The organism is Oceanobacter kriegii DSM 6294 (genome assembly GCF_000422845.1).
Lineage (GTDB): Bacteria > Pseudomonadota > Gammaproteobacteria > Pseudomonadales > Oceanobacteraceae > Oceanobacter > Oceanobacter kriegii.
In genome coordinates this window covers 1-24411 of sequence record NZ_AUGV01000026.1, presented here as the reverse complement: position 1 = coordinate 24411, position 24411 = coordinate 1, and the positions used below count along the sequence as shown (strand labels likewise).

Annotated in this window: 21 protein-coding genes; 13 read left to right on the top strand and 8 right to left on the bottom strand. The window is 55.6% G+C overall.

The window, feature by feature from the left end; genetic code table 11:
• Nucleotides 1–244: 244 nt before the first annotated feature.
• Genes G516_RS0112725 through G516_RS0112715 form a run of 3 tightly spaced genes read right to left on the bottom strand, consistent with a single transcriptional unit; the run spans nucleotide 245 to nucleotide 2709 of the window.
• Nucleotides 245–1375, bottom strand: a complete 1131-nt coding sequence (locus G516_RS0112725; protein WP_028293977.1) for an FAD-dependent oxidoreductase — start codon at nucleotides 1373–1375, stop codon at nucleotides 245–247.
• An 18-nt stretch (nucleotides 1376–1393) separates the two neighbouring features.
• Nucleotides 1394–1756 (bottom strand): Rieske (2Fe-2S) protein, encoded by a 363-nt coding sequence (locus G516_RS0112720; protein ID WP_028293976.1) that lies wholly within the window; start codon nucleotides 1754–1756, stop codon nucleotides 1394–1396.
• A 20-nt stretch (nucleotides 1757–1776) separates the two neighbouring features.
• A complete protein-coding gene (locus G516_RS0112715; protein ID WP_028293975.1) occupies nucleotides 1777–2709 on the bottom strand; it encodes a VOC family protein in 933 nt (310 codons plus the stop codon).
• Nucleotides 2710–3315: 606 nt separating this feature from the next.
• Here G516_RS0112715 and G516_RS0112705 point away from each other — a divergent pair.
• Complete coding sequence (locus G516_RS0112705) at nucleotides 3316–5130, top strand: autotransporter outer membrane beta-barrel domain-containing protein (RefSeq protein WP_028293973.1); 1815 nt, start codon at nucleotides 3316–3318, stop codon at nucleotides 5128–5130.
• A gap of 133 nt (nucleotides 5131–5263) precedes the next feature.
• Nucleotides 5264–6337: a hypothetical protein gene (locus tag G516_RS0112700; RefSeq protein ID WP_028293972.1), complete on the top strand. Its 1074-nt coding sequence runs from the start codon at nucleotides 5264–5266 to the stop codon at nucleotides 6335–6337.
• 50 nt (nucleotides 6338–6387) lie between these two features.
• Here G516_RS0112700 and G516_RS24710 read toward each other — a convergent pair whose 3' ends face one another.
• The 4 genes from G516_RS24710 to G516_RS0112685 all read right to left on the bottom strand — a co-directional run bounded on the left by G516_RS24710 (nucleotide 6388) and on the right by G516_RS0112685 (nucleotide 9331).
• Nucleotides 6388–6768, bottom strand: coding sequence for a hypothetical protein (locus tag G516_RS24710; protein WP_156879038.1), 381 nt, complete (start codon nucleotides 6766–6768; stop codon nucleotides 6388–6390).
• A 43-nt stretch (nucleotides 6769–6811) separates the two neighbouring features.
• A complete protein-coding gene (locus tag G516_RS0112695) occupies nucleotides 6812–7711 on the bottom strand; it encodes a HEPN domain-containing protein (protein ID WP_028293971.1) in 900 nt (299 codons plus the stop codon).
• Nucleotides 7712–7919: 208 nt separating this feature from the next.
• A complete protein-coding gene (locus G516_RS0112690; protein ID WP_028293970.1) occupies nucleotides 7920–8849 on the bottom strand; it encodes a LysR family transcriptional regulator in 930 nt (309 codons plus the stop codon).
• A gap of 143 nt (nucleotides 8850–8992) precedes the next feature.
• Nucleotides 8993–9331: a hypothetical protein gene (locus tag G516_RS0112685; RefSeq protein WP_028293969.1), complete on the bottom strand. Its 339-nt coding sequence runs from the start codon at nucleotides 9329–9331 to the stop codon at nucleotides 8993–8995.
• A 236-nt stretch (nucleotides 9332–9567) separates the two neighbouring features.
• Between G516_RS0112685 and G516_RS22365 the strand changes: the two genes are divergently transcribed.
• The 10 genes from G516_RS22365 (at nucleotide 9568) to G516_RS0112635 (ending at nucleotide 21693) form a co-directional block, all read left to right on the top strand.
• Entirely contained in the window at nucleotides 9568–10719 is a 1152-nt protein-coding gene (locus G516_RS22365) for an amidohydrolase family protein (RefSeq protein WP_169449538.1), read from the top strand.
• Nucleotides 10716–11726 carry an SMP-30/gluconolactonase/LRE family protein gene (locus G516_RS0112675; protein WP_028293968.1) on the top strand — a complete coding sequence of 337 codons (1011 nt, stop codon included), beginning with the start codon at nucleotides 10716–10718 and terminating at the stop codon, nucleotides 11724–11726. Before G516_RS22365 ends, G516_RS0112675 begins: the two co-directional genes overlap by 4 nt.
• Nucleotides 11727–11776: 50 nt before the next feature.
• Nucleotides 11777–13468, top strand: coding sequence for a DUF1302 domain-containing protein (locus G516_RS0112670; RefSeq protein WP_051219400.1), 1692 nt, complete (start codon nucleotides 11777–11779; stop codon nucleotides 13466–13468).
• Nucleotides 13469–13483: 15 nt separating this feature from the next.
• Nucleotides 13484–14854: a DUF1329 domain-containing protein gene (locus G516_RS0112665; RefSeq protein ID WP_211225115.1), complete on the top strand. Its 1371-nt coding sequence runs from the start codon at nucleotides 13484–13486 to the stop codon at nucleotides 14852–14854.
• Nucleotides 14855–14938: 84 nt separating this feature from the next.
• Nucleotides 14939–16156 carry an MFS transporter gene (locus tag G516_RS22360; protein ID WP_051219399.1) on the top strand — a complete coding sequence of 406 codons (1218 nt, stop codon included), beginning with the start codon at nucleotides 14939–14941 and terminating at the stop codon, nucleotides 16154–16156.
• Nucleotides 16157–16263: 107 nt separating this feature from the next.
• Nucleotides 16264–18120: a phytoene desaturase family protein gene (locus G516_RS0112655; protein WP_036536364.1), complete on the top strand. Its 1857-nt coding sequence runs from the start codon at nucleotides 16264–16266 to the stop codon at nucleotides 18118–18120.
• A gap of 380 nt (nucleotides 18121–18500) precedes the next feature.
• Nucleotides 18501–19277, top strand: a complete 777-nt coding sequence (locus G516_RS0112650; protein ID WP_028293964.1) for an SDR family NAD(P)-dependent oxidoreductase — start codon at nucleotides 18501–18503, stop codon at nucleotides 19275–19277.
• 280 nt (nucleotides 19278–19557) lie between these two features.
• Complete coding sequence (locus tag G516_RS0112645) at nucleotides 19558–20040, top strand: CinA family protein (protein ID WP_036536361.1); 483 nt, start codon at nucleotides 19558–19560, stop codon at nucleotides 20038–20040.
• A 146-nt stretch (nucleotides 20041–20186) separates the two neighbouring features.
• Complete coding sequence (gene recA, locus G516_RS0112640; protein ID WP_028293962.1) at nucleotides 20187–21230, top strand: recombinase RecA; 1044 nt, start codon at nucleotides 20187–20189, stop codon at nucleotides 21228–21230.
• Nucleotides 21208–21693, top strand: coding sequence for a regulatory protein RecX (locus G516_RS0112635; protein WP_036536356.1), 486 nt, complete (start codon nucleotides 21208–21210; stop codon nucleotides 21691–21693). Before recA ends, G516_RS0112635 begins: the two co-directional genes overlap by 23 nt.
• A gap of 85 nt (nucleotides 21694–21778) precedes the next feature.
• Here G516_RS0112635 and G516_RS0112630 read toward each other — a convergent pair whose 3' ends face one another.
• Nucleotides 21779–21982: a YgaP family membrane protein gene (locus tag G516_RS0112630; RefSeq protein WP_028293960.1), complete on the bottom strand. Its 204-nt coding sequence runs from the start codon at nucleotides 21980–21982 to the stop codon at nucleotides 21779–21781.
• 216 nt (nucleotides 21983–22198) lie between these two features.
• On the opposite strand from G516_RS0112630, the gene alaS reads away from it, so the two are divergent.
• Nucleotides 22199–24411 (top strand): alanine--tRNA ligase (gene alaS, locus G516_RS0112625; RefSeq protein ID WP_028293959.1); only part of this gene is annotated, 2213 nt, incomplete at its 3' end.

Here is a 24411-nt window from a genome sequence, read left to right as displayed (position 1 = left end):
ATTCCCGATGACTGGATGCTTTCGCGAATAAATTCGCTCCTACTTGCTGCTCTTCGTAATTGAATCCGGTGTAGGAGGGAATTCATTCCCGATGGCTGGATGTGTTCGCGAATAAATTCGCTCCTGCCACAGACGGCTACAATTCCTAAACCCGCAGCCACAAAAAAGCCCATCAGCACAGGCTGATGGGCGAAAGGCAGTTGCTGAAACTGCTGTGCAAAGGCTCAGAGAACTCGGTTTGGAATCAGGTGGTGGCCAGCAGGGCTTGCATGGTGATGCCCATGATCTGGGTGTGTTCTTCTTTCGGGCCGCCGGTTTTTTCAATCTCACCCAAGCGCATGGAGTTGGTGACGATCATGCGGCAGCGTTCCCAGCGGCGGTTCTGGAAGCGTTCCAGCACCTCAAGAATATCGCCGCCGTTTTTGAACTCCTCCGCAAGTACCACCGCATCTTCGTGGCCCATACCGGCACCAGAGGCCAGGTGTGGGGTGGTGGCATGCACGCAGTCGCCCATCAGTAATACGCGGCCCTTGTACCATGGCCGTGGCATCAGCATGCCTTCGAGCGGGCGATAGATAATCTGCGAGGACTCCCCCAGATTCTCACGAATCTCGACGATTTCCGGTGCGGTGAAAGGTTCCAGCAACTTGCTCAGATGCGGCACCAGTTCGTGTTCTTCGAAGAACTTGTCCATGGTGGGACGGGCTTCGGTGTAGTACAGATACATTTCGGTATCGGACACCGGCGTAAAACCGACCTTGCCGTTTGGCCCGAGGTACTGCATGGCGCAATCCACGTCGCCGCGTGGAATCACCGCACGCCATACGCCCTGACCGGTGTACTGCGGGCGTGGGGCATCGGGGAAGATTTCCTGACGCACTTTCGAGAACACGCCGTCGGTGCCCAGCACCAGATCGTAGCTGCCGAAGCGGCCATCGCTGAACTCCACTTCGACCTGATCGCCACGTTCTTCAATACGGGTGAAGGTGCAACCGAGGTGCACATCAACGCCTGCTTCTTTGGTGGCTTCGCCCAGAATCCGTGCCAGCACCGGGCGCATGATGCCGCCGCCGCCCACAATGGAAGAATCCGGTACTGCCGGGGTGTCGATCTGTTTGATCAGCTGACCTTCGGCGTTGAACATCTTCACGCCAGAGGTAATGGCGCCTTTTTCCTTGAACTGCGGCAGTATGCCGATCTTCTCGACCGCGCGCAGAGACGGGCCACTGACGGTAATGCCAGCGCCATCGGTACGCCAGTTTGGATCGATTTCAACCAGCTCAACGTCAGCACCTTGTTGTTGCAGCAGAATGGCTGCCGACATACCGGTGAAGCCGCCGCCAATAATCAGAATCTTTTGTGCGGGCAGGGTCATGGTGTATCCCTCGTATTGTTATTTTCCGGTATCTGTCGGGTGCAGATACACGTCGCCATGTTCATTAATGGTCAGTTGTACGGGTGTTAGTGACTGGCCGGGGCAAGGGCCGCGCAAGCACTCGCCAGTGCGAATATCAAACTGCGCGCCGTGGGCACCACAGAGGATGCGATCCTTGGCCTTGTTCAGAAACTGGTCCTTGCGCCACGCCATCGAGGTTCCTTCGTAACCGCGATGGGGGCAGGCGTTGAGGTAGCCAATCAGCTCGCTGCCATCACGAATCACAAACAGGCTGTCGCGGCCGCTGCCCAGTGGGTCAAAGCCGCGGGCATCGCCGTCGCTGATGTCATCGAGATGGCACAGACGCAAGGACGTGTTCATGTCTTGCAACACCGCAGTGATCAGTGCGGATCGCCACCCGGCATCCACTTGTCGACCAGAGTGAAGTTGAAAATCTGCGACGCATCGGCGCTGGCGTCGATTTCACGCGGCGTCCAGCTGTCGTCGTGCAGGTCCATATCGGCGTCGTATTCAACGTGAACGCCCATTGGGCTGTTGAAGTACCAGAACCAGTTGGAACCATAGATATGACGGCCAGGGCCCCAGAAGGATTCATAGCCCTTGTCCTGGAAGCGTTTGCCCGCCAGCAGCAGTTCGTTAGGGCCACCCAGATGGAAGGTAAAGTGCTCAACGCCCTGCATTTCCGGAGGCGTGTTCACCAGGAAAATGGTGTGGTGATCAAGGGTGCCTTGTGGACGCAGGAATGGACCGAGGTTGGTAAAGCGGTCGGCCACGCGGAAGCCCAGACGCTCAATATAGAAAGCTTCGGCTTTCTTGCTGTCCGGCACAAAGTACACCACGTGGGACAGCGAGCGCGGGATGATCTCGATGGATTCATCGGCACCAATCACGTTCACCGGACGGCCCGGCTCATCGCCCGGCGCGTTGATTTTCTCGGCCGGTACCGAGATTGGCTTGCGGCAGCTGATCTGGAAGCCCAGTACAAAGCCCATGTCGTCGGCAGCTTCAATGGAGCCATCGTCCAGGCGCTTTACTTCGCGGTCTTTACCCAGTTCTTCGGCAATGGCGTTCAGGGTTTGCTGGTCGGCGACACCGTGAATGGTTTTACGCAGCATCGAGCCGGTCGGCAATGCTGGTGGCAGGCTCGGATCATCCTGATGACGGATTTCAATAGCGGTGCCATCCAGAGCTTCGAAGCGACCGCCAGCGGCCGATACATCTTTCGGCGTCAGGCCATAGTCGGTCAGGTATTGATTGCAGGCTTCAACGTCATCGACGCCAAACACCAGGCAATCGAGGCCGGTGATATTCATGGGCATTACCTTGTTGTCTTTATTATTGGGCCGCTCGAAGCTTTGTTTAAACAGGTGAGCCTCAAGCGTTGAATGCCAGTCTAGGTATCGCAAAGGTATCCATAAAAATGGTTTGTAGCTATAGCAACCATGGATGCGCTGGATACATGAAAAGGACTGTCAGGCCTGTTTGATGGCGGTCATTTTTTGCTGCTGTTAATGAAGGCACTGCCGTCCGGCGCAAGGATGTACATCAAGCAATGGCTGCCAACCCTTGTGTTTTCTGGGTGGTTAGTGGGCTTGAGGCATGGTCTGGCCATGGATTGTAGCGATGGCTACCAGCGGAAATCCCCATGGCAGGAAGTGGTTACAAGGCTGGATTTGTGGAAAACGCGGATTGTTTTTGAGATCAGAAGGCTTTTTCACTGACCCTTTCTGACACTGGCGGCGCGTTTGGTAGCGGCCTGAATCGCCAATAAGCCAGCTATCGATGGCGGGGATGGATTCCATTGCAACGAGTCATTTTACCGATTCGTTGCACTCTTTTTATGTTGAAGCCACGACGGCAGCCCAGTTTGCCGACGAGCAGAAACCCGATGGAAGAATATAAACATAACAAGAGATTTCATGATGGAAACCAAACACCCTGCACGTTCCGTGCTGCTGCGCGCCATTCGCGCCATCACCCTGACGGCCCCGATCGTTGCCATGCCATTGCTGACGGCCTGTGGCAGCGACGACGACAGCAACAACAACAACAGTGATTCGGCCAGCTTGCCAGAGTTGTCTGTCGATGCCGACAGCAGCTATGAGGTAGCCGAAACCACCGAACTGTCTGCGCTGACGCTGGCCTCCGGTGCCAGCCTCACCACCGTCGACGGCTACAGCCTGACGCTCACCGTCGACGGCGTTGAAACCGCCATTGAAGCGGGTGCCAGCTACAGCGGCGACGTGGTGCTGACCGTCACCAGCGACATCGCCATTACCTATGGTGAACTGGACCCGCATTATTTCCGCACCGCGGTCTATGTTGAAGACGGCGCCTACGTGGCAGAGAAATCTGTGGCGGCAGCCTATGTAGACGGTGAAGTGACCGACACTGCCCTGACCGGCGGTTCGATCACCTCCGAAGGGGAGAGCTTCAACGGTGTGATGGTCACCAGCAGCAGCGACACAGCGGATGCCTTCGACTACGCCATTGACGGCCTGACCGTCGATTTCACTGGTAACGGTGGCAACGACTTCGCCGGTTACGGTGCCGCGGTCTATTCCGCAGGCCAGGCCGATGTGTCGCTGGATAACACCAGCATCACCACCCAAGGGGCGATTCGTACCGCGGTATTCGTTGGCGGCAACAGCACCATGCGGGTGAATAACTCCGACATCTACGTGCAAAACGGCACTCTGCCAGACGACTACGAGTTCACCGTGGCGCTGGGCGAAATGATGGAAGTGCCGTGGATGCTGGGCCTGACCGGTAACGTCCGTGCCACCAATTTGGTTGGCAACGGCACCGCCTATTACATCAACTCCACTGTGAAGGCACAGGGCTGGGGTGCACTGTCTACTGATGACACCGACAGCGTGCGCCTGTACTGCATCGACTCCACGCTGGAAACCGAAGAAAGCGGCTACGGTGGCTACTCCATTGGCGACGCGCTCGACAGCTTCAGCGGCTGTACTGTTAACGTCAACGACTACGGTCTGATCATGGCCGCCGAAGGTTCCGGCACCTTTACCGATGCCTCGGTAGTGAACTCTGACCGCTTCGGTGTGATGCTGCACTCCAACGGTTCCGGCACCTTGACCATTGAACGTGGCTCGGTATTCAACACTGGTGAAGCCGTGATTCAGGCCAAGGGCAGCTTCCCGACCGTGATCGTCGACGACGCTGAACTGAACTCCGAGCAGGGCATCATCCTGCAGATGATGGCCAACGATGACCCGTACTTCGCCACCTTTATGGCCGAAAACCCAGACCTGTTCGCCGGTGCCAGCGAAGCGGGTGAGGCCACGGCGTCCTTCAGCAACGTGACGCTCAACGGCGACATCATTCACGGCAACACCGCTGCGGGTAATCTGGCCGTGAGCCTGGCATCGACCACCCTTACCGGTGCCATCACCACCGCCAACACCACCTTCCAGTTTGAAGCCGACGGTCTGGCGGCCTCCGACGTCACCGCCGAGCAATACGGCTACATCGGTCAGGTAGTGAACGAGTTCGCCGCTACCACCGACGACAGTGGCCTCGACCTGACGCTGGACGGCTCCAGCAGCTGGGTGGTGGATGAAACCTCTTACCTCACTAACCTGACGCTGGAAGACGGCGCTGCCATCACTGCACCAGACGGCTACACAGTCACCATGCTGGTCGACGGTGTTGAAACCGCCATTGCTGCCGGTGAATACAGCACCGTTACCCTGCAAGTGGCTGCTAACTGATAGGCACTTAACAGGTGATAGAAAAGAGCCCCTTGCGGCAGATCGGTTCTCCGTCCGCTCTGCTGCAAGAGGCTCGATTCATATCACCCGCTTCCGGCTTTCAGACGCGTGTCACTTCTGTTGGATATCCAGAATGAACATCAAACTCCCCCGGCTTTTGTCTCGTCAGCTTTTACTACTGCTACCGCTTCTGGCGCTGCTACTGTCGCGTCTACTGGCACCAAGCCTGGCGGTCAGAGCAGACCAGGCCACTGCTGAAGTAACCTCTGCTCCAGCATCAACCGTCACGTCTTCAACAAGCAAGTCGCCTTACCAGATCGACTGGCCACAATGGGGCGAAGTCAACGGCTACCCCATCCGCCTCGACGAAGCCCGCTTCTGGCTCAAATTCAGCCAACGCCAGCCATCCCTAACCGAACGAACTCCCACAGACATAGAGCAACAAGCCATCAGCTATATGTGCCAACAACGCCAGTTACGCACCCTGGCCAGCCAGCACGATATTGTTATTACCGACAACGACGAACAAAAGTGGCAGCTGCAACGCCAGCAAGGCATCCGCCGTTATGGTGGCCTTGGCGAATACCTGATTCAGGTACGGCGCATGTATCAAAGCGAAGCCATGTACCACTGGTTGCATAACTCAGATTTACTGGCCGACCGCCTGTTCGAACAGATGTACGGTGTGAATGGCGAAAAAGCCCCGCCAAACACGATTGATCAGTACATGAAAGAACACCAACTGGTTTACGGCTTCTGGCTGTATGAGCTTGGCTCTGACTCAGACAAACTCTCTGATTTGCGCAAACAACTGGACGGCAAAACCGCCCAACAGCAGTTGGCTTTAATGAAGGGTTTTAGAGAGCGGCAGGTTCAACAGGGAAAGCGTTCAGAAGGGGAGTTGGTTTTGGCGAGCAGCAGTGGTAACAGGCAGAAACCGGACGCCCGTCAGCCAGATTCTCGTCGACCAACTAGCGCCAGGTTAATCAGCCTGAATACCTTCGCCCCGGAGGTTGCCGAAGTTATCCAGCGGCAACCGCTTAATCAGGCAGGCCCGCTGATCAACGCTGCCGACGGCCACTACCTGATGATCCGGCTGCCGGTATCCGCCGGGCAAGCGGTCAATAACAGCAACCGCCCGCTGTCCTACTGGGCCGCCCGCCAGCAGCTGTTCAGGCCGCTGGTGGAGGAGGGGTGTAGGGTATAATAGTGGATAGCTAGTTGGGAGATCTATTGTATCTACTGGGATGCCTAATTTTACCTATGATTGCTTTTGTACCTTTGGGATAATCTTTCTATCTTTAGATTTTCCAAATAAATTAAAATGTTTGGCATTAGAAACCCTGCTGTCATAGCTACACATGAAACGGCGTAATTATTAAATGGTCTGTCGGTATGAAATCCTAAGAAGTAACAGCCGACTATAGCACCAATAAACCCTCCCAAGATCAAACAACTGGTGATAAACCAAATTCTATCTTTTTGGGATGTTTCTGAGGCCTTCATTTGTGGGGGATCTACATCTTTCTCAACCCATTCGATGGACGGTAGCTCTCTTCCCTTTGTTTCATGCCAGATGCAAATCATTACCGAACCGATAGAAGACAGTAATATACTGAAGATCAATGTTTCGTTCATTTTTAATCCGTTTGAGATTTTTTTTGGTGCGAAGTGGATTTTTTTATTTGTAGGAATAAGCTGAAGGGTGGAATACATTACCAAATAACTCTAATGCACTTCGGGATGCTTTAATCGCTTCTTTTCTAGAAACTAATTCTTCCCCGTATCTGACTTTAGGGCTGCATTGAATATCATCAATTGTGGATTGTGGGATTTTTATATTAATAGGATGAAGTCTATTGGCAAGCGATGTCAGATTGTGGCCCGGTTTGAAATCAATGTTGCTTGATCGTAATTTCGATTTAATTGATTTTTCAGCAAACATCAACGCTGCCCATTTTGAGTTATTATAATCAGGGTTTTTGTTGAATATGTTACTTACTGATACATCATAGTCATTTTTAGCCTGCTCCATGTATGGGGCATTCTTGATACCCCTTAAATACTGAATGGCGTTTAGGCCATGTAAATAATCCCAAAGAATAGTTTTCTTTTCTTCTAAAGTAAGGCTGTTTGCAATCTCTGTTGTCATGTCGTTTACGTGGCATAGGATGTTTACAGACGGGATTCTTTTTCCTGTTTTTTCTATGTTGAAACGACCCTCGTTAGAAAGCCTTGAATCAATGGTGAAGTTTATGTTCCCCCAGCCCAGTGGATATACAACTTCCCATGCTTCATTTTTTATCAATAGAATGTAACTTCCTGGTCCCAAGTGTTTTTTTATTCTATTCCCGTACCTTCTTTCGTACCACCTATGGACCTGAATCGATAAGGCGTTGTTTGAATAGTCATTGGTAGCTGTAGCATTTTTAGAGAGAGGCCTGATGGGGGATTTACAGTCAGTAAAATCATACAGCTTGAATAATGCTTGTAAGGGACGTTGATGAAAATCAATTTCCTTTTCGCTGAGTTCTGAATCAATTTTCGAGAGTAGATCTTCAAACTTTGCCTTGGTTAACATCCAGATGTTCCCTGAGTTATCTCTCTGCGCTTACGCTACCAGTCATAGTCATCCTCATCAATGACCACAAGTAAACGTCATGGCACCACGCCGTTTCAGCGGACGTACCGACAACAAAAACAGCTGAGAAACAATCTGCAACAACGAAGCCCCCAATCCAAAGTTCAGGGGGCGGAAATGGAGATCCAGAAGAAAAACCGCCGCGCCCTCAGCGGCTAAAACTATGCACGTCCGGCAGTTCCTGTGAGCAGGTGACGATCAGGTCTTTGACCCACTGGGTGACGGGGTCGACGTTGTGCATCTCGTGCCATTGCAGGCCCCATTTGAATGAGGGGATTTCCATTGGTGCTTCGAGGATGCGGATTGGCAGGTATTGCGCCCATTGCTGGGCCAGGCGGCGGTGAATGGTGGCGATGCGTTGGGTGCCGACCACGCATTGGGGGATGGCGCTGAAGGTGTTTACGGTGACTTCTACCCGTCGTTCGATGCCGCCGCGTTTCATCATCCAGCTGTCGACGCTAGGGCGACGTTTGGAGCCGAACTGGGCTAACACGTGTCCGAGGGCGCAGTACTGTTCCATATCGAGGCTGTCGCCAACGGTGCGGTTTTCGCTCCAGCAGATGATCACGAAGTCTTCTTCAAACAGGTCGACCGACGGGTGGTCCGGCGACAGGAAGTTACTGGGCAGCATCAGGAAGTCGGCGTTGCCTTGTTCCATTTCCTCAATCGGTGCGTTGGTGGGGGCCATGGTTTCAAACATGATGCCCGGTGCCTGTTCGGCGGCGCGGCGCAGCACTTCCGGCATCAGGATGGTGACGGGGTAGTCCGACATTACCATGGTCAGCTGCCGTTGGGCGTGGGCAATGTCGAGGTCGGGCCGGCTTTCCAACGTGGTCTGGATTTTCATCAGCAGCTCGCGCACCTGGGGGATCAGGCTTTCGCCGAGCGGCGTCAGTACCATCTTGCGGCCCACCTGCACCAGTAGGGGGTCGTCGAAGTATTCCCGCAGCCGCGACAGGGCACCACTGGTGGCGCTCTGGCTGAGGAATACTTTTTCTCCGGCACGAGTGATATTGCGCTCGCTTAGCAGCGCATCGAGGACAACCAGCAGGTTGAGGTCAAAGCGGTTGAATCGCATGGACGCCTCACTATGTGGGTATTGTTATTTTTGTTGACCTTGATCGTATTGCTGGATGGTTGTGATGGCAATTATCCGTTTTATGGATACCTTGGCCATGGCTCGAAATGTAGCTGATACGGCTTCTCAAATGTCAGTGAATGTCAGGTTCGGGCCTGCCTGAGAAGGCGGTTTGCTTGGGTGTCTGCCTGGCTGGGCTGTGCGAGGCGTCTGCTCGGAATGGCCGAAAACATCTTCTGACCTATCATCTTTCCCCTTTCTTTCCTGACTTTGGTTTTAATCCTTAAGTCATTGAAAATTAATGGATTTTCAGGAATTCGGTCGATGCATGTTTGTTGATTGGGGCCGTGCTCTGTCAGCGCTTTGTTGTCGGTTTCAAAGGCTGTTTCAAGGCTTTTCTTAAATGATCCAGAGCTTGGCGGCTCACCATCGGCGCAGCCGGTAATAGGGATTTTGGTATTGGCGTAACCAATGCCTGACATGGAAGCAAACGATTTAGTGGATGGTAAAACCGGGTCTTAGTATGGCTCCGTACTCGCGCTGACGCTGCCATCAACGACGGACCATCCGCCCGCTGGGGCAGCGACAGACACAGAAAAATAACAATAACGCTGCTGTCGTCGACCGTTGCCAAGGCCACGCTCCTGTTTGGGGAATGCGCTTTCAACCCGTCTTCAGTGGCTTCCGAACACCCGTTCGGAGTGACTGGAGGTGTCCAGTGAGTTCGATCCAATTGCATCAATGCGGCTGTGGCCGCTCACATCCCAAACCATCCGCTCCCTGCGTGGCCGGTGCCATTGATATGCACTGTCATGTGTTTGCACCTATGGCCAACCAGAAAGCCGCCAGCCATTCGGCCTTTGCTGCCGAGCAACAGCGCTTTGTGGAAGAAATGGGCGTGGCGTCGGTTGAGCACAACCGCAATGTGATGATGCCTTCGGTGATCGGCAAGCTGGTCGACGTGCAGCAGCGTTTGGACGATATGGACGCCGAAGGGGTGGCGATGCAGTGCCTGAGCCCGTCGCCATCGCAATACTTCTATTGGGCCGACGAAGTCCTGTCTGCCGAGTTGGTGGCGCTGCAAAACGCGGCCATTCAACAGTTGTGCGAACAGCACCCGGAACGCTTTGTTGGCCTCGGTGCGGTGTCTCTGCAGCATCCTGAACTGGCCGTAAAACAGCTGCGCGAGCTGATGCAGCAGCCTTGCTTTTACGGCGTTGAAATCTCTACCCGTGTGAACGAGCGCGACCTTGATGCCGCCGAGCTGTTGCCGTTCTGGCAAGCCGCTGCTGAGCTGGGTGCGCTGGTATTTATTCATCCATTTTCTACCCGTGTGGATGACCGATTGCAGGACGGTTACCTGTCGAACCTGATTGGTCAGCCGCTGGAAACCACCATCGCGGTGTCGCGCTTGATGGTCGGCGGCGTACTCGACCGCTTTCCCAATCTGAAAATCCTCACCGCCCACGGTGGTGGCTACTTGCCGCAATACGTTGGCCGCCATAACCGCGGTGCTGCGGTACGGCCGGAGCTGGCGCATCTGCCACGCACGCCGTCCGAATACCTTTCCCAGCTTTGGTTCGACAGTTTGGTGTTTTCGCCGCTGGCGCTGCGTCACCTGATTGATCAGGTCGGCATTGAGCGCGTGGTGCTGGGCACCGACTACCCGTTCGATATGGGCAGCAAAGCGGCGCAGGAGTGGCTTGTTGCCCTCAGCCAGCCAGAGCTGGAAGCCCTGCTTATCCACAACCCGTTGCAGCTGCTGGGGTTGAGCGCCGACAGCCATCCCCATCTTTTTTCTGATGCATTTCTTTCTGAATCATTGAATCGGTCGGCTGTGGTAGCTGCCGATGCCAAGGAGCCTTTATGACTAACCCATTGATTGGCTGGCAGCCGCAGCCTGAAGACATCGTGATGGTTGGCCACGACCTGCAACGGCCGGAGTGCATTCTGGCCGAGCCGGACGGCAGCCTGTGGACTGCCGATGCCCGTGGCGGCGTGGTGCACATTGCGCCAGGTGGAGAGCAAACCTTGATCGCCCAGCAGCCAACTGAAGGACTGGATGAAAACGCTTCGGCGGCCGATCGCATGATGGGCGGCACCTTGCCAAACGGTCTGGCGTTCGACGCTGACGGCAACATTGTGATCGCCAATTTCGGCACCAACGCCATTGAGCGCATGACCCGCGACGGCGAGTCCGAGCTGCTGTTCGACAGCATGGACGGCAAACCGCTGGGCAAGATGAATTTCTGCCTGCTGGATAGCAAGGGCCGCATCTGGTTCACCGTGACTACCCGTCAGGAGCCATGGACGATTTCCATCAACGAGAAAACTGCGGATGGCTACGTCGGCGTCATTGATGGCGACACCATTCGCGTGGCGGCCGACGGTTTTGTTGGCACCAACGAGATTCGTTTCGACGCTGACGAAGAGTGGCTCTACGTGGTGGAAACCAACGCCAAGCGTATTTCCCGGGTGCGTTTCGACGACCAGTTGAACGAGCTGGAACGTGAAATTTACGGCCCGGCCGATTTGGGCGGCTACCCGGACGGTTTTGCTTTCGACAGCTACGGCAACCTCTGGATCACCCTGATTCTGAACGAACGCCTGATCGCCCTGACGCCAGAAGGCGAGGTGCTGACCTTGCTGGACGACGGCAACCCGCAAGCACTGGCGATCTATCACAAGCATTTCGATGAAGGCACCACCACGCCCGAGCTGATGGGCGCTTGCAAGGGCACGCTGGCACCCATGATGGCCAGCATCACCTTCGGTGGGCCGGATCTGAAGACCGTTTATATCGGAAGTCTGGCGGGAAGCAGTTTGCCGAGTTTCCGATCCCCTGTTGCCGGACTGCCCATGGCGCATTGGCGCTAACGGCTGTTCAAGCACTGACGACCATAAATATAACAAGGAGCCTATCAGTGATGACTAACAGGCAAACCACAGCAGTAAATCAGGCACGCTCGCTCGGCCGACCAACCCTGCTGGCTGCGGCAGTAGCAGCGGCCCTCAGCGCCGGTCATGCCAACGCCTTTATGGTAACCAACAGCTCGGATCTGCGAGTGATGTGGGATACCACGGTGAAGTATTCGAACATGTTCCGTTTGCAGGATCAGCACGACCGACTAACGGCCGATACCCAGGGCAACTGGCCGAATACCGACGACGGCAACCGTAACTTCGACAAGGGGCTGGTTTCCAATCGTCTGGACGTTCTGACTGAAATGGATGTGATCTACAAGCGCAAGTACGGCATGCGCTTGAGCGCCGCAGGCTGGTACGACAGCGAGTATTCCGGCGAGAACGACAACGATTCGGAATCGACCGCCAATCCGCTGTCGACCGACTACAACGAATTCACCGACGGCACCAAAGACCTGCACGGCCAGAACGTCGAAATGCTCGACTACTTTGTGTTTGGTCGTGCCCGCGTGGGCGATGTATCCATGACTGGCCGGATTGGCTCGCACACCATGGTGTGGGGGGAGTCGCTGTTCTTCGGTGGCAACGGTATTGCCAACGGCCAGGCGCCCATCGACGTTGCCAAGGCAATGGCGGTGCCATCGGTGCAGTTCAAGGAGTTGATGCGTCCGGTGGAGCAGATTTCCGGTCAGTTGCAGCTTACCCGTGATCTGTCGGTAGGGGCTTACTACCAGCTGGAATTCAAGAAAACCCGTCTGCCGGGCTCCGGTTCCTACTTCTCGGGCGTCGACTTCCTCAGTGAAGGTGCCGAGCAGATGCTGCTGGCGCCGGACGGCTCTGTGTACTTCAAACGGGCGGCTGATGCCGAGGCCAAGGACTCCGGTCAGTACGGTGTGCAGCTGCGCTACCGCGGTGAAGAATCCGACTACGGTTTCTACGCCATCCAGTACAACAACAAGGCGCCGAACATCAACGTGATGCCGTTTGCCGATGCCCAGGTCGACAGCGAAGGTCGGGTTCAGGCCGGTGAATACCGTTGGTTGTACCACGAAGGCGTAAAAGCTTTTGGTGTGTCGGCCACCCGTACCTTTGGCAACTTCAACTTTGCCGCTGAAGCCTCCATTCGTCGAAATACGCCGCTGAACAGCGATGCTGCTACCGACCTGCGTTACATCACCGGTGTGAAAGGTGGCAATACCGAAAGCGATGCGCTGTACGCCATTGGTAATACCAGCCATGCACAGGTGAACTGGCTGGCCAGCATTGGCCCGAACTTCCTGTCCCGCGAAGCCGATTTCCTTGGCGAGATTGCCTACAACCACGTGATGGAAGTGACCCATGACCGTGGCGGTGTACTGAACCCGAACGGCGACCGCGATGCCTGGAATATGCGTCTGATTTATGCCCCGAAATACCGTCAGGTACTGCCGGGCCTGGATTTGAGTGTGCCGATGGTACTGGGCTACGGCCTGCACGGTAACTCGCTGGCGGAAGGCTCGTTTATGGGTGAGAAAACCGGTGATCTGAGTCTGGGGGTTGAAGGCACTTACCTCGACGTATGGCGCTTTGGTTTTGCCTACAACAACTTCTTTGGTCCGGTGGATAACGTGATCGATGAAAACGGCCACGGTTCCTACAAGCAGGCCATGTCCGACCGCGACAACATCTCTTTCAACATTCGTCGCACTTTCTAAGCTCGGGAGAACCTCATGAAAGCGATTACCAAACCCATGAAAGTTGCTCTGCTGAGCGCTTTGCTGACGGCGGCGGGCGTTGCCTCCGCGGCTGTTTCCCAACAGGAAGCCAACCGTCTGGGCGCTGATCTGACGCCATTCGGTGCTGAAAAAGCCGCCAACGCGGATGGCTCTATTCCAGCCTGGACCGGTGGTAACACCACGGTGCCTGCCGGTTTCAAAAACGGCGGCAAGCGCAGCGATCCCTACGCTGATGAACAGCCGCTGTTCGTCATTACCGCCGCCAATATGGCGCAGTACGAGAAGGGGCTGTCGGAAGGTCTGAAGGCGATGCTGAAGAAGTATCCGGACACCTTCACCGTGCCGGTATACAAGACTCACCGTACTGCTGCGGCACCGCAGTGGGTGTACGACAACACCAAAACCAATGCCGTGAAGGCCACGCTGGATGGTTCGGAAGTGAAGGGCGCCTTCGGCGGTATTCCGTTCCCGATCCCACAAACCGGTGAGCAGGCGATGTGGAACCACCTGCTGGCATGGCGTCCGGCGTCCCACCATGTGGACGTGCGTGGCATGCAAACCACCGCTTCCGGTCAGCACGTACCTACGGTACTGGCGTCCGGTGATTTCCAGATGCCGTACTACTTCCAGGAGTCCAACTACGAAGAGTTCATGGACGACTACGAAGGCGTGTTCTGGAAGATCCGTCTGCTGAACTACGGCCCGGCGATTCGTGCCGGTGAAGCCATTGTTGGCCACGAAAACATCCAGAACGGCAAGGGCGAAACCTGGGTGTACTTCACCGGTCAGCGTCGTGTGCGCAAGCTGCCTAACTCCTGCTGCGATACCCCGACCCCAGCGTCGGCCGGTATTTCCATGTTCGACCAGACCAACGTGTTCAACGGCCGTACCGACCGTTTCGACTGGACCATTGTTGGCAAGCAGGAAATGTACATTCCGTACAACAACAACCGCATGTTCCAGCGTTCTTCTGACGAAGTGCTGATGGATCACCACGTCAATCCCGAAGACATGCGTTACGAGAAACACCGCGTTTGGGTGATCGAAGCGACGGTGAAAGAAGGTCAGCGCCATCTGGCTCCGAAGCGTCGTTACTACCTCGACGAAGACACCTGGTTTGCGGTACTGGCTGACCACTGGGATGCCAACGGCGACTTCTGGCAGATGGGCTTCTCCAACCCGATCACTGCGCCAGATATCCCGGCCACGCTGCCACCAATGAGCTTCGGCTTCTACGACCTGGTGTCGGGTGCCTGGTACGTCGATGGTCTGCTGAACGATTCCGACGAGCAGTACAAGGTGATGGAGCGTTACGACGACTTCACCTTCACCCCGGAAGCCATGGCTGGCGAAGGCATTCGTTGATAGCTGACTCAGTATTTACACACTCAAAGAGACCCGGGTCGCAAGACCCGGTAATCTCCTAACCCATATTCGGGAGTCAATAATATGAATAACAATATGACCCCAGTTGCCCGGCCTATGCACGCCTGGTTACTGCTGTTGTGCGGCTGTATGTCTGTATTGGCTGCCGTGGTAATTGCCCCTGTATTGCCGCAAATGCAGGAACACTTCTCTGCCACTGAAAATGTCGAATTTCTGGTGCCGATGGCACTGACGGCCCCCGGCTTGGTGATCGCCTTGCTGTCGATGGTGGTGGGCATCGTTGCCGACCGCACTGGCCGCAAGAACATGCTGGTGGCGGGTCTGGTGCTGTACGCTGCCTTCGGTGTGGCGCCGGTATTTATCGAATCCTTACCCACCATTATTGGTACCCGCATTGGTGTGGGTCTGGCCGAAGCCATCATCATGACCGCCTCTGTGGCCCTGATCGGCGACTACTATTCCGGCGTTCAGCGCGAGCGTTATCTGGCGCTGAACACCACGCTGTCTTCCAGCTCCGCGGTTATTTTCATCGCCATTGGCGGCGCGCTGGGTGAGTTTGGCTGGCGCACGCCGTTTATGGTGTACAGCATTTCCATTGTGCTGGCGCTGTGGGCACTGGTGGTGTTGTGGGAACCAAAACGCGAGGCCCCTCAACAGCTGATGGAATCCCTCACCGACGAAGAAAAAGCCATGTGGAACCCGATGAAAATCGCCGGTATCTGCGCGGTGACGCTGGTGGGCGGCATCCTCTTTATGGCCGTTCAGGTACACATTGGTTACCTGTTGCACGGCGTCAATATCACCGCACCAAGCACCATTGGTTTGCTGGCCTCACTGGCTCAGGTGGCGGTGGTAGTGGGCTCCATCGCTTTCCGTTTCCTGCTCAACTGCCGCTGGTTTATTACCCCTGTTCGTCTGGGCACCGCACTGTCGCTGATTGGTATTGGCTACCTGCTGATTGGCTCAGCCGGTACGGCCGCCGAAATGATGGTGGTGGGTGCCATGGTGACCGGCCTGGGTGGCGGCATGCTGCTGCCAACCATGATGGTGTGGAACATGAGCAACCTGCCACCGCACCGTCGTGCGCTTGGCACTGGTGCCTGGATGGCGGCTTTCTTCCTGGGTCAGTTCTTCACCCCGATGGTGGTGGTGGGCCTGCAGGAAATGATGGGCACTCACGCTGCCGCGATTGGTTTGATTGGTCAATTCGTGCTGCCGATCGCCATCCTGCTGCTGATTGGCCAGCGTGTGTTTCGTAACAAGGCGGTGTCATTGGCCTGAGTGGCCTTGTTTGCATCGCAAGAGTCCGGGATAAAGCCCGGTAACCGATCGCCAGTCAGCACCACAACCGAGACCCCGCGGCTGGCGTGACAATTGAGGAAATCCAAATGAGCAGTAACAGCTACGATGTCGTTGCTATGGGCGCAGGCCACAATGGTCTGGTCGCCGCTGCCTATCTGGCCAAGGCTGGTAAAAAAGTACTGGTTCTGGAACGCAAATCCTATCCGGGTGGCGGTGTGTCCACCCAGCAGATCAACACGCCGGGATACTGGCATGACGAGCACTCCAGTGTGCACATCATGATTCAGGGTAACCCGATGATTCGTCAGGACGAACTGGGCCTGATGAGCCAACACGGTCTGGATTACCATTATTCCCACGTACCACACGCGACGATCTTTCCGGATCAGTCGGTGCTGTACACCTACAAGGACATCGACAAGACCTGCGAATGCTTCGCCAAAATCTCCCCGAAAGACGCCGAAACCTATCGGGCGTTCGTGAAGATGAGCCAGGACTTCCTCAAGGTCTTTATGCCGGGCCTGTATTCGCCACCGCCACCGCTGGGCGAAATGATGGCGATGCTGGACCGCACCGAAGAAGGTCGCATCATGCTCGACTACATGAGCCGCGACTGCCTCGATCTGGTTAACCAGCTGTACGAGAGCGACAAGATCAAGATTCACTTGCTGCGTCTGGTGAGTGAAAACCTGCAAGCGCCGAACGAACTGGGCACGGGCATGGGCGTGCTGCTGATGCCGGGCATCATTCATACCTACGGTGTGTCGCAGCCAATTGGTGGTTCCGGCAAGCTGACCGAGTCACTGGTGCGTTGTATCGAACATCACGGTGGTGAAGTGCGTTGCAATTCCGAAGTGCGCAAGATCCTGATGTCCGGCGACGAAGCCAAGGGCGTTGAGCTGTCTGATGGCGAGAAAATCTTCGCCAGGGACGCGGTGATTGGTGCCATTCACCCGCACGTGATTCGCAAGTTCGTCGAAGGCGTCGACGAACCAATTCTGAAGCGTGCCGAACGCGCTACGCTGGCGCCGTTCTCGATCATGGTTTCCCACTACGACCTGAAAGAAAACGCCCAGTACTACGCCGGTGAAGACGTCGGTTACGCCACCATGCTGGAGTTTATGGCCACCGATTCCCTCGACGAAATGTGCGCCGACTTCGACGACCTCAAGCGTGGTTTGATCACCAGGCGCCGTCTGTGTGCCGGTGGTGATGAATCCATTGGCGACAAGACCCGTGTACCGGAAGGTGCTGGCATGTTCCACGGTATTACCTTTGCGCCCTACGACGTTAAAGACGAGCGTTGGGCTGGCAAGCACTGGGACGAATTCAAGGAAGAGATCGGCGACCTGTCGCTGGAGCACTACCGCAAGTTCGTCAAGAACCTCACTTCCGACAACATCATCATGCGCACCATCTGCTCGCCGGTGGATCTGGAGCGCAGCTCACCGAACTCCATGGTGCGCGGTGACCTGCACGGCGTAGCACCGTACATGTACCAGAGCGCTGGCCACCGCCCGACGCCGGACCTCGGCCAGTTCACCATTCCGGGCATCAAGAACCTCTACCTGGCAGGGCCATTCCAGCATCCGGGTGGTGGTGTGTACGGCGCAGGCCGTGCTACCGCACAGAAAATGTTCGAAGAACTGGGCATGGACTTCGGTTCCGTCGCTAAAGGCGCGCGTATGGACGCCGGTGATCCGAATGCCGCCAAAGCGGTGAAGAAAGGCGGCATGGTACTGCGTGGCCCGGCGGACGAAGAGCTGATGAGCGTTGACTCCATTGGTCAGGAAAACGGCGAACTCATCATCAAGGGCAAGAGCTTCGGCACCATGCCGATGGAAGCCCGTCTCGACGCCGACGCTGCTCGTGCCGGTTTGAAGATGATGAAGCTGAAGGACATGGCCTTCCTGGCGTCATTGCCGTTCCGCAAGAGCAAGTAAGACCCTAAGCAAGGGGTTTTAATGCGGACGGGCCGTCCGCGCTCCCGGGTTATTAACTCCACCGGGAGCGCGGGCCGCTTGCCCGCACTTGATCGTATTTCAAAATGGTGCGTACGGTTAACGTAACGCCGTAGGTCGGATAAAGACGCGAAGCGGCTGCCATCCGACACCGTGGTGCGTCGGATGGCGCAGGCTTATCCGACCTACCGGACATGCGTTCGATTTTGCACCGTTGCGCACCAAATATTTCCGATGCGGTGTAGGAGCGAATTTATTCGCGAGATCCGTAGGGTGCGCACCGCGCACCGATAACGGCATTACCAATCACAGGACAAGCGTCGACGTCTGACATCCGACGTCCGGCTAAAAAGGACATCACAATGAACAAGAACAATCGCCTTGAAGGCAAGGTCGCTATCGTCACCGGTAGCGGCTCCGGAATTGGCCGTGGTTGCGCTCTGATGTTCGCCGCTGCGGGGGCTCGAGTGGTCGGCGCAGACATCAACGCAACCACGGCCGCCGAAACCGATCAGCTGGCAGCCGAGCAGGGCACGCCAATGACTTCGCTGGCACCGTGCGATCTTACACAACCGGATGACGTCCAACGCCTGATCGACCATTGCATCGAAACCCATGGTCGGCTGGATATTCTGGTCAACGCGGGGGCCTTTGGTGCCTTCGCCTGGCTGGAGGACATGGACTACTACGAAGGCTGGAAGCGCACCCTCGATGGTGAACTCAGCGTGGTTTTCCTGGCCTGTCAGAAAGCCTGGCCACATCTGAAAGAAAGCGGCTCGGCGGCCATCATCAACTTTGCCTCCGCCAATGCCCACAATGCCTTCAAACCGCTGCCTGCGATTGCCCATTGCGCGGGCAAGGGCGGGGTGCTGGCAATGTCACGTCAACTGGCGATGGAAGGGCGTGATTTCAATATTCGCGTTAACACCATTTCCCCAGCCTTGATTGAAACCACAGCGACGCGCGAGCCGCTGGAGAATATCCCCGGTTTCCGTGATGAGGTGCTGAACAAAACCATGATTCGTCGTTTGGGCCAGCCGGAAGATATTGGTTACGCGGCCTTGTATTTGGCATCGGACGAAGCCAGCTGGATTACCGGCGCTGACCTGCCGGTGGATGGTGGCTCGACGGCCTGGTAACGGCGTTTAAATCATCGTTGCGGTGCGCACCGAATTATCCCAACACCTTGTAGGAGCGAATTTATTCGCGAAGCCGTAGGGTATATACCGCGCACCGATACGCAGTTTCTCTTCCATGCCCGCCCCTGGCATACAGACATCACCGCTTTTCCATTAATTGCCTGCCGCGCCATACATCAAACGCAACCCATTTTTTGCCCATGGCGTGCTCTGACAGCACGCCATGGATTGCATTTGTCAGGCATACTAGGGCTGAATGATGTGACTCAGGAGCCCCACCATGTCCCTGCAATTTGCAACCGAGGAACTGGCCGAGCAATTAAAAATGCGCCACTGGAAGTTGGCGACGGCGGAGTCCTGTACGGGCGGCGGTATCGCGGCGGCCTGTACCGATCTGGCTGGCTCTTCGCAGTGGTTTGATTGTGGTTTTGTCACTTATTCCAATGAAGCCAAAATGAAGCTACTAGATGTTGAGGCCGCGACGCTGGAGCAGGTGGGCGCGGTCAGCGAGCAAACCGTGCGCGAGATGGTCGCAGGTGCGGTCAGTAACAGCGCTGCCGATGTTGCCGTGGCGACCAGTGGCATTGCCGGGCCGGGCGGGGCAGTGCCGGGTAAACCGGTAGGGACGGTGTGGTTTGCCTGGGGCAATCATCGCCGTTTGCATTCCGAAGTCTGCCACTTTGATGGCGACCGCGAAGCCGTTCGGCAGCAGGCGGTGTTGCATGCCATCAAGGGCTTGTCGCATTGGTTGGAGCAAGCCTGAACCGCTGAAAAATAATCCTGTTAATTCATCCAGTATTTTGATGCTGTTCTCTTGGCGTTGGTCAAAATCTGTGTTTAACTACTGGTCAAATTTACAGTAAATCATCTCCATACGTTTTAACTTCCCTGACGGGTACGAGGAATTCAATGGACGCGAACAAGCAAAAAGCACTGGATGCAGCACTGAGCCAGATTGAACGCCAGTTTGGTAAAGGCGCCATCATGAAGATGGGCGAACAGCCACGCGAAGCCATTCCGGCCGTTTCCACCGGCTCGCTGGGGTTGGATATTGCGCTTGGCATTGGTGGCCTGCCAATGGGACGTATCGTTGAGATCTACGGCCCGGAAAGCTCCGGTAAAACCACCATGTGTCTGTCTGCCATGGCGCAGGCACAGAAAGCGGGTAAAACTGTTGCCATCATCGATGCTGAGCACGCACTGGACCCGCTGTACGCCGAGAAGCTGGGTATCGACCTCGATAGCCTGCTGGTTTCCCAGCCAGATACCGGTGAACAAGCACTGGAAATCTGTGACAGCCTGGTTCGTTCCGGTGCCGTTGATGTGATCGTGGTCGACTCCGTTGCCGCACTGACACCAAAAGCCGAAATTGAAGGCGAAATGGGCGACAGCCACGTGGGTCTGCAAGCTCGTCTGATGTCTCAGGCGCTGCGTAAGATTACCGGTAACGTCAAGAACGCCAACTGTCTGGTGATCTTCATTAACCAGATTCGTATGAAGATTGGTGTGATGTTCGGTAGCCCGGAAACCACTACCGGTGGTAACGCGCTGAAGTTCTACGCCTCTGTTCGTCTGGATATCCGTCGTACCGGTTCTGTGAAGCAGGGCGATGAAGTTATCGGTAACGAAACCCGCGTTAAAGTGGTGAAGAACAAGGTTTCTCCGCCATTCCGTCAGGCGGAATTCCAGATCATGTACGGCCGTGGTATCTACCACATGGGCGAAGTGATCGACCTGGGTGTGAAGTGTGATCTGGTGCAGAAGTCTGGCGCCTGGTACAGCTATCAGGACAACAAGATCGGTCAGGGCAAGGCAAACGCTGCTGCGTACCTGGAAGAGCATCCGGAAATTGCGGCTGAAATCGAAGCCGGTATCCGCGCTCAGCTGATCGCCAGCGTGACTGAAGACGAAGCGGCTGCCGCAGACTCTGATGAAGAAACCGCAGAATCCTGATCCCCTCGACGCTGCGGCCCTGAAGGTCGCAGTGGTTGATCTGCTTTCCCGGCGCGAGCATTCGCGCTGGGAGTTACAGCAAAAACTCCTCTCCCGCGCGGCATCCGCCGACGACCTTCACCGTGTTCTGGATGAGCTGGCTGAACGGGGCTGGCAAAGCGACCAGCGCTATGTTGGCAGTTATATTCGTACCAAAACCCTGCGCAATATTGGCCCGGTGCGGCTGTTTCAGGAATTACGCCAGAAAGGCGTTGCGGAGTCCCTGATTCGGGAAGGCTTGCAAGAGTCTGAAGTCGACTGGTTCGAAATGGCCCGTGACGCGGCCTTGAAAAAAGCCAACGGTCTGAATTTGTCGGAACAGAAAGACAAGGCCAAGCTATATCGCTTTTTGGCCTATCGGGGCTTTAACACCGATCAGGTGCAGTATGCACTGGATGAGTGTCGTAACTTGGACAATGACTGAGCTTGGCCTGTTCAATGATTTTTAAACGCCGCAGCGGTTTTGCCGTTGCGGCGTTTTTCGTTCAGTGATTAAAGTTAACCCTGCTTCAGGAAAACGCGCAGCCGGATTTCATGCCCAGTTTCTTCAGCACGATGGCCAGTGGGCAGAAGCTGGTGACCGAGGCTTGCAGCAGGTTGGCACCCACAAAAGCCGTTAGCCATAGCCAGTTGACGGAGTGCAGTTGCGACAGCGCAAGGCTGCCCAAAATCATGGTTCCTGCAAACGCCAGCACGATGCGATCAATGTTCATAGGTTGCTCTCCGGTGTGTGGTTTTTGAACTCTGAATTCAAATATAACCATTCAGTTATTCTTTGCAAGTGTCTTTGTCACGCCTGTGTCATCGGCTTATCAACGACGTTTGTCTGGTCAATAGCGAATCCACATGGCGGGGGGACTCGGACATTTGATCGCAAACCGCTATACTCGGGCCTTTATTGAAAGCAACCACTGGAATTTTGCCACCGTATGAAAAGCGCAGATATTCGCCAGGCATTCCTGGATTTCTTTGCCTCCAAGGGGCATGAAATCGTGCCTTCCAGCCCGCTGGTGCCGGGCAACGATCCTACTTTGCTGTTCACCAACGCAGGTATGGTTCAGTTCAAGGACGTATTCCTGGGTAGCGACCCTCGCAGCTACACCCGCGCGGCGACGTCCCAGCGCTGTGTACGTGCCGGTGGCAAGCACAATGACCTTGAAAACGTGGGTTATACCGCCCGTCACCACACCTTCTTTGAAATGCTGGGTAACTTCAGCTTTGGTGACTACTTCAAGGAAGACGCGATCAAGTTCGCGTGGGAATTCCTGACCTCAGAAAACGGCCTGCAACTGCCAGTCGACAAGCTGATGGTGACCGTTTACGCCGAAGACGACGAAGCCTACGACATCTGGAACAAGCAGGTGGGCGTACCGGCCGAGAAGATCGTTCGCATTGGCGACAACAAGGGCGCCCGTTACGCGTCCGACAACTTCTGGCAAATGGGTGATACCGGTCCGTGTGGTCCGTGTACTGAAATTTTCTACGATCACGGTGAGCACATCTGGGGCGGGCCTCCAGGGTCTCCGGAAGAAGATGGCGACCGCTTCATCGAGATCTGGAACAACGTATTCATGCAGTTCGACCGTCAGCCAAATGGCGACATGGTGCCGCTGCCGAAGCCGTCGGTTGATACCGGCATGGGTCTGGAACGTATTTCTGCAATCAAGCAGGGCGTTCATAGCAACTATGAAATCGACCTGTTCCAGGCGCTGCTGGCTGCCGCCGCTGAAGTGACTGGCTGCAAGGACACCGAGAACAAGTCCCTGCGCGTTATTGCTGACCATATTCGTTCCACCAGCTTCCTGATTGTTGATGGTGTACTGCCGTCCAACGAAGGCCGTGGCTATGTTCTGCGTCGTATTATTCGCCGTGCCGTGCGTCATGGTCACATGCTGGGTGCTTCCGCTGGCTTCTTCCACAAGCTGGTTGGCGCGCTGGTTGAACAAATGGGCGAGGCGTACCCGGAACTGGCCAACCTGCAAGAGCACGTTGAGAAAGTTCTGCGCATCGAAGAAGAACAGTTTGCCAAAACCCTGGACAAGGGCATGGCAATTCTGAACGCTGAAATTGCTGAACTGCAAGGCGACACCATTCCGGGTGAAGTGGCGTTCAAACTGTACGACACCTACGGTTTCCCGCTGGATTTGACCGCTGACGTTGCCCGTGAAAAAGACCTCAAGGTTGATGAAGCCGGCTTCGACGTTGAAATGAACAAGCAGCGTGAAAAAGCCCGTGCCGCCGGTAACTTCGGTGCCAGCTACGGTGCAGGCCTGGATATCGATGGCGAGACCAGCTTCCTCGGTTACGAGCTGCTGGAAAACAGCGGTACTGTTAAGGCGCTGTTTGTTGAAGGCAATGCCGTCGACACTCTGAATGCCGGTGACCAGGCTGTATTGGTGCTGGACGAAACCGCGTTCTATGCCGAAAGCGGTGGTCAGGCAGGTGATACCGGTTTCCTGAAAGCCGATGGCGTTGTGTTCCAGGTGAAAGACACCACCAAGGAAGGCAACAACCACCTGCACAAAGGCGTACTGGTTGAAGGTTCTGTAAAGGTTGGCGATCAGCTGACGGCAACGGTTGATGCTGAAAAGCGTCAGGCCACAGCCCTGCACCATTCGGCGACACACCTGCTGCACGCCGCTCTGCGTCAGGTTCTGGGTGACCACGTGTCCCAGAAAGGCTCCTTGAACACTTACGACCGCCTGCGTTTTGACTTCTCTCATCTGGAAGCCGTTACTGCGGCTGAGCTGGCCGAGATCGAAACCATTGTGAACCGTCACATTCGTGCCAACACCCCGGTCGTGACCCGTGTGATGAGCATCGAAGACGCTCGCGAAACCGGCGCAGCGGCTCAGTTTGGTGAGAAGTATGGCGATACCGTGCGGGTACTGAGCATGGGTATGGACGATTTCTCGGTCGAATTCTGTGGTGGTACTCACGCCGCTCGCACCGGTGATCTGGGCCTGCTGAAGATTGCTTCCGAAAGCGGTATTGCTGCGGGTATCCGTCGTATTGAAGCCGTGGTGGGTCAGTCTGCACTGGACTTTGTTGCAGCAGAAGAACAAACCCTGAAAGGCATCGCCAGCTCACTCAAAGGCAACACGGAAAACGTGGCCGAAAAGGTTGAGCAACTGCAGTCTCG